The following is an 11,803-nucleotide window of genomic DNA, read 5'->3' on the forward strand; positions in this document are numbered from 1 at the left end:
TAGGGGCCGGGCATGCCCGGCCCGCGGGTTTAACGTTTCGCGTACGCCGCCGCATTGCGGCCTGCCAGAATCCCAAAGATGATGATATCGGCGACGGCATTACCACCGATGCGGTTAGCGCCGTGAATGCCGCCGACCACTTCGCCCGCAGCCCAGGCGCCGTTAATCACCTGTTTCTGCGCATCCAGCACCGCAGTGTCGGTATTAATGGTCACGCCGCCCATCGTATGATGCACGCCCGGAGCGATACGGATAGCGTAGTACGGCCCCTTGTTGAGCGGATGACGCAGCGCGGTGGTACGGCCGAAGTCTTCATCCTTCTGCTGTTCAACGAACTGGTTGTAGCGACCCAGCGTGGTTTGCAGGGTTTCCTGGTCCATATTGAGTTTCACTGCCAGCTCGTGCGGCGTGGGTGCACTGATCACGAAGCCTTTGGCGATGTACTCATCGGCGGCTTTGTTATTCGCACGCACCTGGTCATCAAAGATAATCCACGCACTCTTCTCTGGCAGCGCAATAATCTCGGCGGAGACTTTGTCGCGGGTTTCCATTTCGTTGTAGAAGCGCTGGCCGGCCTGGCTGACCAGAATGGCACCGCCGCCGCGAATCGCTTCCGAAATCAGATAAGAAGTGGTTTGTTCCACGGTCGGGTGAATCTGGATTTCGCCCATATCGACGGTATCCGCACCAATATTTTGCAGCATGGCGATGCCGCTACCGGTGGCCCCTTTGTGGTTAGTGGTGACAAAGCCATCCAGCTCAGGACGGTATTTCACCACCATCTCACGGTTGGCGCTGAAGCCACCGGTCGCCACAATCACGCTTTTGGCATTCAGGATGCGGGTGTCGTTATATTCATCGACCACTTTCACGCCGCTCACCGCGCCATTTTCCAGCAGAATTTCCGCCACGGAGGTTTCCAGCAGCACTTCGATATCGCGCTGATTAATGTTTTTCACCAGGCCGCTAATCAGGAAGCCACCGACCGCAGAACGGTCAGCCGGACGGTGCGTGCGGTCAATGCTCATGCCGCCGGTAATGGTGATATCGTTCAGCTCAATACCGTTAGTCGCCAGCCACTCAATAGCTTCGGGTGCCAGGTTAACAAACTCGCGCAGCAGTTCCGGGTTGTTCTTAAACTTGCCGCCTTTGAGCGTTTCTTCATAGAACAGTTCTTTGTTGTCCTCGATGCCTTTCAGCTTCTGGAAGCGGGTTTCCGCGGCGTTCATCCCAACCGAGGCTTTAATGGTGTTCCCGCCAATGGTTGGCATTTTCTCGATGATCACCACATGCGCGCCCGCATCGCTGGCCTGAATGGCCGCTGCCAGGCCGCCACCGCCGCTGCCGACCACGACGACATCGTAGTTCTGCGGGGCTTGCGGGTTACCCCCCTCTTCAATCACATGCTCTTTGCTTGAGGTGGCCATGGCGCGGGAGACGGCTTTTTTCAGCGCCTCACTCTGTGTAGTGGCACCCGTAACGGCATCCACGTGCGGGCTGTTCGCCACCAGCATACGGGTACGCAGGCTCTCAAAGGTGGTGGTGAAGTCCACGTCAAGGGTGTCATCCGGCACCAGTGAAATATCGGTAATACGGTCGGTATCCAGGGTGACACTGATTTTCAGTTTCAGCGCTTCGGCTTCCACTTTCTCCTGGTACACCCCTGCTTTATATTTACGGCCACCGGTGCTGACGTCGCGGATCATGGCGTCAACCAGTGAGAAGCGCCACAGCGGTTCAGGAATGTTCAGCGCTTCACGCTGGGTGCTGTCGATAAACAGTTCAAGATGATCGTTTTTAATAATGCGATCGGCCCAGTCCGGGTAAGCAATACAGGCTTTACCTACCGCGACCAGGTCAAAACCGTATTCCAGCGCCTGTTCAGCGTCCGCTTTGTTGATCACGCCGCCCACGCCAATCACCGGCACTTTTGCCAGGGTTTCTGAACGTGCAGCCAGGTATTTGGTGATCAGTGGCGTCGGATCTTCGCGGTCAACAATCGAGGAGCGCAACAGCTGCCCCACTGAGAAGTGCACGTAGTCCAGGCCGCGTGCAGCCAGTTTTTCCAGCAGATACAGCGTGTCATCAAAACGAATGCCCGGGACTTCAATTTCTTCCGGTGAGAAGCGGTAACCAATGATGAAGGAAGAATCTGCAAAGCGCTCTGCCATTTTATGGGTAATTTCAAGCACTTCCAGAGGGAAGCGCGCACGGTTGTCGCGGCTACCGCCCCATTTGTCATCACGCTGGTTGGAGTTCGGTGAGTAGAACTGCTGGATCAGGTAGGTGTTGGCACCGTGGATTTCCACGCCGTCAAATCCGGCTTTAATCGCGCGGTTAACCGCATCACCAAATTTGGTGATCATCACATCAACTTCTTCGGCAGTCAGCGCCTGCGGGGTGGTCGCACCGTCACGCGGTGCAGCTATGGCACTTGGCGCGACCGGCGTACGTCCGCCAATCAGTTCCGGCTCAACCATACGGCCGCCGTGATAGATTTGCAGAATAGCTTTAGACCCTTTGGTCTTGATAGCGCTGGCAATTTTCGCCAGACCCGAAATCTTGTTATCGCTGTCGATAGCAATGGCCCCCGGGAAGGCCGGGCCTTTCGGGTCGATGAAGCAGCACTCAACAATCACCGTACCTATGCTGCCGGCACGATCGCGGTAATACTCAACCAGTTCACTGGTGACGGTGCCGTCGTAGAAACCGGTACAGGTGGTCATCGGCGCCATCAGCAGGCGGTTCTTCAGAACCGCCCCGTTTGGCAGGGTCAACGGGTTCAGAATAGGGGTTAGCGTATTCATTAGGTGTACTCCAAATTAAAAGTTTTGAATTCTTTAGCGGGCAGCTATTTTATTATTTATATTAATAGCCCGACGTCATGATGCTAATATAACAATTTCTTTAGCTATATAATCGATAACTTTAATTATTTAACTTTTAAATAAACGAATACTTTTTATTTACCCGAAATGCTACAAATAGTTTTATTAATTGTTAACTAATGAACACAAAAAATCAACCTATCGTTTACAGAAAAATTATAATCAATAAAATCATATTCTTACCAAAACAAATCTGACTTTACTGGAAATAAAATGTACACTAAGATGAAGATTAAGCCTCTTAAATGAAAACAACGCTTAATAAATGATAGCCAGTTGTTAAAAATAAAAGGGTGCTGCAATTTTTATTGATCCAGATCAAAGTCTATATTTAAGGATGTCGCATTATATTTATATCAACCCAATAAATAGATGCTTTTTCATTGGGAAAAGACGAAAACGACTTCAAGATTCACGGTAGAAAAACTAAATAAATAGAAAAGAAAGTAAAAAAATCAGTTATAACCTACCGGGACACTTAACGAATTCTTATTAACTTGCAGACTAAAACTATGAAACAGACATCTATGGTCAGTGAAACCGCAAAGGCACCTCCTGCCGCTGCGGGGCAAAAAAAACGCCTGCTTATGTTGTTCCTGCCTGTACTGGTTGCGGTGTTACTGCTACTGGTGCCGGTACCTCAGGGGCTGGAACCTCATGCATGGTACTTCTTCGCTATCTTTGTGGGGGTGATTGTTGGGTTGATTTTTGAACCCCTGCCTGGTGCGGTGATCGGCCTTACCGGCGTGGTGGTCATCGCGCTGTTCAGTCAGTGGGTGCTGTTCAGCCCGGCAGAACTGGCCGACCCGAAATTCAAAACGGCCGCTCAGGCATTTAAATGGGCCGTCAGCGGATTCGGTAACTCTACGGTGTGGCTGATCTTTGGCGCCTTTATGTTCGCCGCGGGTTATGACAAAACACAGTTCGGCCGCCGCCTGGCGCTGATTCTGGTGAAATATCTGGGGCGTCGCAGTCTGACCCTCGGTTATGCCATTACCTTCGCTGACCTGCTGCTGGCCCCGTTCACGCCGTCCAATACCGCACGCAGCGGGGGCACAATCTACCCGATTATTGCCAACCTGCCGCCGCTGTATGGTTCAAAACCTAACGACCCCAGCGCCCGTAAGATTGGTTCGTACCTGATGTGGGTAGCGATCACCGCCGCCTGTATCACCAGTTCGATGTTCCTGTCGGCGCTGGCCCCTAACCTGCTGGCCCTGGCGCTGGTGAAAAGTGTGGTGGGCTTTGATATCTCCTGGGGAATGTGGTTCCTGGCCTTCCTGCCGTTAGGTCTGTTACTGCTGTTGACCATGCCGCTGCTGGCTTACTGGCTCTATCCGCCGGAAGTGAAGTTCAACGATGAAGTGCCGCGCTGGGCCATCAGTGAGCTGGAAAAACTGGGCAAACTGACCCGTAACGAAATCCTGCTGCTGGTGTTTGTGGTCTCTGCCCTGCTGATGTGGATCTTCGCCACCGCCTGGATTGAACCGGCTATGGCTGCCCTGCTGGTCGTCGTGCTGATGCTGTGGACTGGCGTACTCAACTGGAATGACATTACCAGTAACAAACCGGCCTGGAACACCTTTGCCTGGTTCGCCACCCTGGTGGCACTGGCAGATGGCCTGGCACGCGTTGGCTTTATCGCCTGGTTGGGTAAAGAAGGTGGGACGCTGCTGCAAGGCTACGACCCGCAGGTCTCCGCCGTGGTACTGATGATCGCCTTCTTCCTGCTGCACTACCTGTTCGCCAGTACCACTGCGCATACCACCGCGCTGTTACCGGCCATGCTGACCATTGCCGCCTCGATTCCGGGCATCAATATGCCGGTATTCTGCCTGATGATGTGTACCTCACTTGGTCTGATGGGCATCATCACACCTTACGGTACAGGTCCAAGCCCGATTTACTACGGCAGTGGTTACCTGCCAACCAAAGACTACTGGCGTCTGGGTACCATCTTCGGGGCCTTCTTCCTCTGCGCCCTGATGCTGATTGGCTATCCGTGGATGGTGATGATGTTCTGATGCGCGCTTAACGGTTAATCACGCACTCAGACATGCAGTTGTTGCAACAATGTTATACCATTCCTGACCTGCCGACCTGACTCAGGGTCGGCAGGAAAACAATAAAACAGATATCGCCATTAATGTTGCCGAGCCTCCGCATCCGAGAAGGAGGGCAGCACATCATTAAGTGAGAGCACAATGTCGAAAAAACCTTTCCATTATCAGACCCCGTTCCCTCTTGCAAAAGAGGATACCGAATACTACCTGTTAACCCGCGATCACGTCTCCGTGGCCGAATTCGACGGGCAGGAAATCCTGAAAGTAGAGCCTCAGGCTCTGACGTTACTGGCGCAACAGGCGTTTCATGATGCCTCATTTATGCTACGCCCGGCCCACCAGCGCCAGGTGGCCGCCATTCTGGCCGACCCGGAAGCGAGTGAGAACGATAAGTACGTTGCCTTGCAGTTTCTGAGAAACTCCGAAATCGCTGCCAAAGGGATTCTGCCAACCTGTCAGGACACCGGCACCGCGATCATCATGGGTAAAAAAGGCCAGCGCGTCTGGACGGGCGGCGGTGACGAAGCCGCCCTGGCGTTGGGGGTGTACAACACCTACACCGAAGACAACCTGCGCTATTCGCAGAACGCCGCGCTGGATATGTACAAAGAGGTCAACACCGGTACTAACCTGCCTGCGCAAATCGACCTCTATAGCGTTGACGGTGACGAGTATAAATTCCTGTGTATGGCGAAAGGCGGCGGTTCAGCCAACAAAACCTACCTGTACCAGGAAACCAAAGCGCTGCTCACCCCGGGTAAATTGAAAGAGTACCTGACTGAGAAAATGCGCAGCCTCGGCACGGCCGCCTGCCCGCCGTACCATATCGCCTTTGTGGTCGGTGGTACGTCCGCCGACAGCACGCTGAAAACCGTGAAACTGGCCTCAACACACTACTACGACGAGCTGCCAACCGAAGGTAATGAACACGGCCAGGCCTTCCGTGATGTGCAACTTGAGCAGGAACTGCTGCTGGCCGCACAAGAGCTGGGCCTGGGCGCACAGTTCGGCGGTAAATACTTCGCACATGATATCCGCGTCATCCGTCTGCCGCGCCACGGCGCATCCTGCCCGCTGGCGATGGCGGTTTCCTGCTCCGCTGACCGTAACATCAAAGCGAAGATCAACCGCGAAGGCATCTGGATTGAAAAACTGGAAGATAACCCAGGCCAGTATATCCCTGTCGAACTGCGCCAGCAGGGCGAAGGCGATGTAGTGCATGTTGACCTGAACCGTCCGATGAAAGAGATTCTGGCCCATCTTTCTGAGTATCCGGTTTCAACACGCCTCTCTCTGAGCGGCACCATTATCGTGGGCCGTGATATTGCTCATGCCAAGCTGAAAGAGCGCCTTGATAATGGCGAAGATCTGCAACAGTACATCAAGGATCACCCGATCTACTACGCAGGGCCGGCGAAAACCCCGGAAGGTTATGCGTCCGGTTCCCTCGGCCCGACCACCGCAGGCCGCATGGACTCCTACGTTGACCTGCTTCAGGCCAACGGCGGCAGTATGATCATGCTGGCGAAAGGCAACCGCAGCAAACAGGTGACGGATGCCTGCCATAAACACGGCGGTTTCTACCTCGGCAGCATCGGTGGCCCGGCGGCGGTGCTGGCACAGCAAAGTATCAAAAGTCTGGAGTGCATTGAGTACCCTGAGCTGGGTATGGAAGCCATCTGGAAAATCGAAGTCGAAAACTTCCCGGCCTTTATTTTGGTCGATGATAAGGGCAACGACTTCTTCGCTCAGATCCAACAGAATCAGTGCGATAAATGCGTGAAGTAACCGCCTGAGGCGGCATTCCCCTCCGCTTCAGGAGGGGAATGCAATTGTCACGAAAACGTCATAAACCAGACTCCTCTCTACAGATGAGTCAGTTAGCCTTCACATCCTCTGTTATCCCCCCTTCTCCCGATTAAAGTCGCTGCCCGCCAGGTCGATATCTCTGGCGACTGTGAGCTTTTTTGCATTTTTTATTCACCGGGAAATCCTGACGCTATGAAACTTAATCATCTCTCTATCGGGCAACGCCTCGGCATGCTGGCGGCCATTTTGCTGCTGGCCACCCTGTTTATCGGTATACGCGGTCTGACGGTTAACGCCGACGGGTTAACGCAGAATCAGCATATTATGGCTACGGAGCAGACCATCGCAGAGAGCATTGATACCGCACGCAATGCGCAGGTGCAGTTCAAAATTCAGGTGCAGGAGTGGAAGAACACCCTGCTGCGCGGTACGCAGGGCGAAGCGAAATTCAATCAGTACCGTGATGCCTTTGTTAAACAAAGCCAGAAAACCCAGGTGCTGCTGGGCCAGCTGAGCACACTGCTCCCTGAGATTGGCATGAGCAACAGCGAGGTACTGAAAACCCGCACGCTGCACGCCGAGCTGGAGCAGCACTATCTAAAAGCCCTGCAACAGTACAGCATTCAGGACAGCGACAGCGCGCACAAAGTCGATGGTCTGGTCACCGGAATTGACCGTGAGCCCACGCGGATGATCGATGAAATGGTTGCCGCCACGCTGCAACAGGCGGTGCTGATCCGCGAGCAGAGTAATGCGCGTAACCAGCATCTGTATCAGCAAACGCGCATGATGCTGCTGCTGGCAATGGGTCTGACGCTACTGGCTGGCTTTATGATCACCTTTTGGCTGATCCGCAGCATCACCCGCCCGCTGGCGCAGGCTGTCTCGATTGCACGAGCGGTGGCGTCCGGTGATTTGCAGACGCCGATTATCGTCAGCGGCCGCGATGAAACCGCCGAACTGATGCATGCCCTGCAGGAGATGAACGGCAACCTGACGCGTATTGTGTCCGGGGTACGTTCCGGCACCGAAACCATTGCGTCGGCCTCCAGCGAAATTGCCGTTGGCAGCCGCGAACTGTCCACGCGCAATGAAGCACAGGCCAGCGCCATTGTGCAGACCGCGGCCTCAATGGAGGAGCTGACGTCAGTGGTCAAAAACAATGCCGAGAACTCGCGTATCGCCAGCGATATCTCCATTGAAGCCTGTGCCGTCGCCAGCCAGGGCGGTGAAGTAGTGGAACAGGTGGTACGCACTATGAGCGATATCCACCAGTTCTCCACTCAGATCAGCAATATTATCAGCGTGATTGACGGCATCGCCTTCCAGACCAATATTCTGGCACTGAATGCCGCCGTTGAAGCGGCGCGTGCAGGCAGCGAAGGACGCGGTTTCGCCGTGGTCGCCGCCGAAGTGCGCGCCCTGGCACAGCGTTCTGCCACCGCCGCGAAAGAGATCGGCACACTGATCGACAGCTCTGTCACCCGCATCAATGAGGGTAACTCGCTGGTGAAAGTAGCGGGCAGCGCGATGGAAGAGATCGTCAGCAGCGTGCAGCGCGTCAGCCAGTTGGTGGAAACCATTTCGATGGCCAGCGGCGAGCAGAGCAGCGGCATCGATCAGGTGAATATCGCCGTGGTGCATATGGATGCCGCCACCCAGCAGAACGCCACGCTCTCTCAGGCATCCGCCGCCGCCGCACAGGCAATGCAGCAGCAGGCTGAGCAGCTGTTAGAGATGGTGCGAGTGTTTAAACTGCGGGAAGAGTAACAACGGAGTGAGCGGCCCGGCGTGCTGAGACTGCATAATGGGCCGAAAATAGTCGGATAACGCGCATCACCTCATCCCACTCAGTGGCGATGAGGTGAGATAGCAGCAATGCCATTGATGAAAAGCCCGTTTTCAGCTTAGAATTCGCCGGCTTATCAACGCTTCATCATCTGCCGGAAAAGGATTATGCGTAAATCAAGGATTGCCCTGACCGTGCTGGCGTCATTAACCGCCAGTTTCCAGACGTTTGCCTCTTCAGATATCGAGGCCTGTATGTGGGGCAGTAAAGACTGTTTTATTGTCAGCCCTCCTGTGCTGGACGTGACCAACGACACCCGTGACAACCTGCTACGCCTGGTCAGCGAAACCAAAGCTGTCACCCTGACGTCGCAGCCCATACCGCAAGATATGACGCGCAGCCGCTCGTTCTATTTCGGCTACCATGATGATGCCGCTCCTGCCGCTGCCAGCCCTGCTGCTACCGAAGATACCCTGTCTGCAACACTGCAAAATCAGATTGCCGCGCTGGGTCTGAACGACAGCATTCTTAAAGTTACCCCGATGGCGCCCGGCGAAGAGGAAAATCGTTTTGTCTCTTATACGCTGACCACCGTTTCGCTTTTCTTCGGGGCACTGCTGGCGGATACCTCGCTAAGCGCAGAACAGCGCCAGGCACTGGCCACTGCCCGTATGTCACTGTCTGATAGCGCTGAATACCGCCAGCAGACGGGGGCATTGGATTATGCTGAAGGATCATCGGCACGCGCCTTCCGTGATTATCTGCTGGCCGCCAGCGACTTCTATCAGGGCGACTATCCGGCTGCCGCGCAGACCTTCACGGCGCTGCAAACGGCAAAACAGCCGTGGGTGGCAGAAACTGCCAGTTATATGCTGATGCGCACGGCACTCAACCAGAGCAGCGAGAATGCCAACGGTGAATACGGTGATTTCGATGTCAAAAAGATCGACAAAAACGCCGCCACTGAGGCGCGTACCGCAGCACTGGCCTATCTGACCGCCTGGCCCAAAGGGCAATATGCGCACTCCGCCTACAGCATGCTACGCCGTATCGACTGGTATCGGGAGGATTGGGACCTGCTGGCAGATCACTATGAGGAGGCGCTGGAAGCGGCCACGAATAATGATGACATTGTTGCGCTGATCGCAGAAAACGATCTGAAGCTGCAAAGCAAAGATCAAAGCGGCGATGCGATGTTTATCAGCGCCACTAACGCCCCGCTGCTGACCTTTACCCAGACATTACGTCTGATGCGCAGCAAAGAGTGTAATCCGCGCCTGCCCTGTGTGGACCAGGCGTATCTTGATGCGCTGATGCCGTCATTTGACCAGGCACGCAAGCTGCCGCTTTGGCACTATCTGACGGTCATGCAGTCGTTCCGCACCGGGGATTATCCTGCGGTGATCGCTAACATCAAACCCATCACCGAACTGCCCGCCCGCAACATTGTCGCGTTCAGCGAGCAGGTGCTGTATGGCGATGCGCTGATGGCGCAGCAACAATGGCCCGCCGCTCGCGACCACTGGGCGCATCTGTTAACGCTGAGTAAGGACACGGAACAGCAGCAGTTTGTTCAGGCCCGACTGGCGGCCGCGCTGGTTTCCGGCAATGAAGTGGCACAGATTTTTGCCGCAGACAGCCGGGTGACGAACCTGCGCTACCGTTCGCTGGTGCTGAAGACTCGCGCGACGCCAGAGTTGCTACGTCAGCAGGCCAGCAAAGGGCCAAACGATGAAGAACGCACCATTGCTTTGCACACCCTGCTGGTCAGCGATTTGACCGAGGCGCGCTACGGCGAATGGTTGCAGGACCGCAAACTGAGCCAGCATATTACGCAGCCCGTGGTGACTGACGCATTTGCCGATGTGCAGCTCAGTGCCTTTGACTGGACGGGCGAAAAGACTGAAAAAGGCTACGCCTGCCCGACGCTGGAAACGGTGGTCACCCAACTGAACCAGCACGCCGACAACAGCCATGCGCTGAACTGCCTCAGCGAGTTCTTCCGCACCACGAACGTTTCGGTCACCACCTGGCCCGACAGCGGCGGTAACGGTACGCTGGATAACGCGGTGACGACCGAGAAACGCACGGGTCAGCCGGATCGCCAGCACTATTATCAGCAGGTGATCGGCAACAGCAAAACCGAACCGGAAGATAAAAGCTACGCGTTGTACCGCGCCGTCATGTGTTACGCACCGTCAGGCTATAACGACTGCGGCGGCAAAGAGGTCGATAAAACACAGCGCCAGCGCTGGTTCACTCAGTTGAAAAAACAGTATCCGGGAAGCACGTGGGCAAACAAGCTCAAGTATTACTGGTAAGCCTCCTGCTGGCCGCCCTGTGCGGCCTTCCGGTTCGTGCTGCACAGCAGGTTAATGCCAGCGATTACCAGGCGTTCTGGCTCTGGTCGGGGGTACGCCCCGGACCCGAGCTGAAAGCCGCTCACACCGTGTATCTGCATCAGGGTGAAGTGGTGACGCAGCAGGGTCAGGCGGTGTTTATTCGTATGGGCCTGCCGGTGAGCCGCTTAACGTTTCCGCATATCTGGGTCACCGTGCGAATGGAAACACTGGCGGTGCCGGATGAGATGCTGGAACGGATGGTGCGGCTGGCACAGCGCTGGTCGCAGGCGGGCAATCAGGTGATCGGCATACAGATTGATTTTGATGCCGCGACCCACCGCCTCGATCAGTACAGCGCGTTTTTGCAACGCTTGAGAACGGTGCTGCCTGCGGAGTATGCCCTTGGCGTCACCGGGCTGCTGGACTGGGCCAAAACCGGTAACGTGGCGACGCTGAATGCGCTGCCGGTGGATGAGCTGGTGATCCAGAGCTATCAGGGTCGCCAGACGGTGAACCGCTACGCCGACTACTTCCCGGCGCTGACGGAGCTGCGCATTCCCTTCCGGCTGGGGCTGGTGCAGAACGGCCGCTGGGATAAGCAGGATGAGCAGCACCTGCTGGCTTCGCCGTGGTATCGCGGCAGCGTGGTGTTTATGTTGAATCGGTGATCGGCTTAAAGGTCTGGTCAAGCTTTTAAGGTCAAGGTCTGAAGGTCAAAGGCGTTTCGCTTTCCCGCTGCGCGGGCTGAGCGACCCAGGGCGGCCAGTCGCCGCCGCCCTGGGAACCCGGGCTTGCGGCAGGCGCATCGCCCGCTAAAGCGGGTTCCCTCAGTCGGTCGGTTTTCCTGCCGGAACGGGCGTGACGGGACATCCCTGTCCCGGCTCACCCTCTCGCCGACGTCCTGTCGGCTCG

General features: G+C 55.5%; 6 protein-coding genes. 5 read left to right on the forward strand and 1 reads right to left on the reverse strand.

Annotated features, from left to right (window positions below; translation table 11 throughout):
• Nucleotides 1–29: 29 nt before the first annotated feature.
• On the reverse strand, nucleotides 30–2,807 hold the full coding sequence (locus tag FY046_RS14465) for a flavocytochrome c (protein ID WP_446186195.1): 2,778 nt from the start codon (nucleotides 2,805–2,807) through the stop codon (nucleotides 30–32).
• Between the two features lie 593 nt (nucleotides 2,808–3,400).
• Here FY046_RS14465 and FY046_RS14470 point away from each other — a divergent pair.
• The 5 genes from FY046_RS14470 (at nucleotide 3,401) to FY046_RS14490 (ending at nucleotide 11,559) form a co-directional block, all read left to right on the forward strand.
• Nucleotides 3,401–4,912, forward strand: coding sequence for a DASS family sodium-coupled anion symporter (locus FY046_RS14470; protein WP_133843393.1), 1,512 nt, complete (start codon nucleotides 3,401–3,403; stop codon nucleotides 4,910–4,912).
• Nucleotides 4,913–5,092: 180 nt separating this feature from the next.
• Entirely contained in the window at nucleotides 5,093–6,739 is a 1,647-nt protein-coding gene (gene fumA, locus FY046_RS14475; RefSeq protein ID WP_133843392.1) for a class I fumarate hydratase FumA, read from the forward strand.
• Between the two features lie 213 nt (nucleotides 6,740–6,952).
• Nucleotides 6,953–8,530, forward strand: coding sequence for a methyl-accepting chemotaxis protein (locus tag FY046_RS14480; protein ID WP_167864561.1), 1,578 nt, complete (start codon nucleotides 6,953–6,955; stop codon nucleotides 8,528–8,530).
• A gap of 186 nt (nucleotides 8,531–8,716) precedes the next feature.
• On the forward strand, nucleotides 8,717–10,870 hold the full coding sequence (locus FY046_RS14485) for a hypothetical protein (protein ID WP_422718034.1): 2,154 nt from the start codon (nucleotides 8,717–8,719) through the stop codon (nucleotides 10,868–10,870).
• Nucleotides 10,840–11,559: a DUF3142 domain-containing protein gene (locus tag FY046_RS14490; RefSeq protein ID WP_133843379.1), complete on the forward strand. Its 720-nt coding sequence runs from the start codon at nucleotides 10,840–10,842 to the stop codon at nucleotides 11,557–11,559. Before FY046_RS14485 ends, FY046_RS14490 begins: the two co-directional genes overlap by 31 nt.
• Nucleotides 11,560–11,803: the final 244 nt, after the last annotated feature.

It is taken from the genome of Erwinia sp. 1181_3 (genome assembly GCF_052824965.1).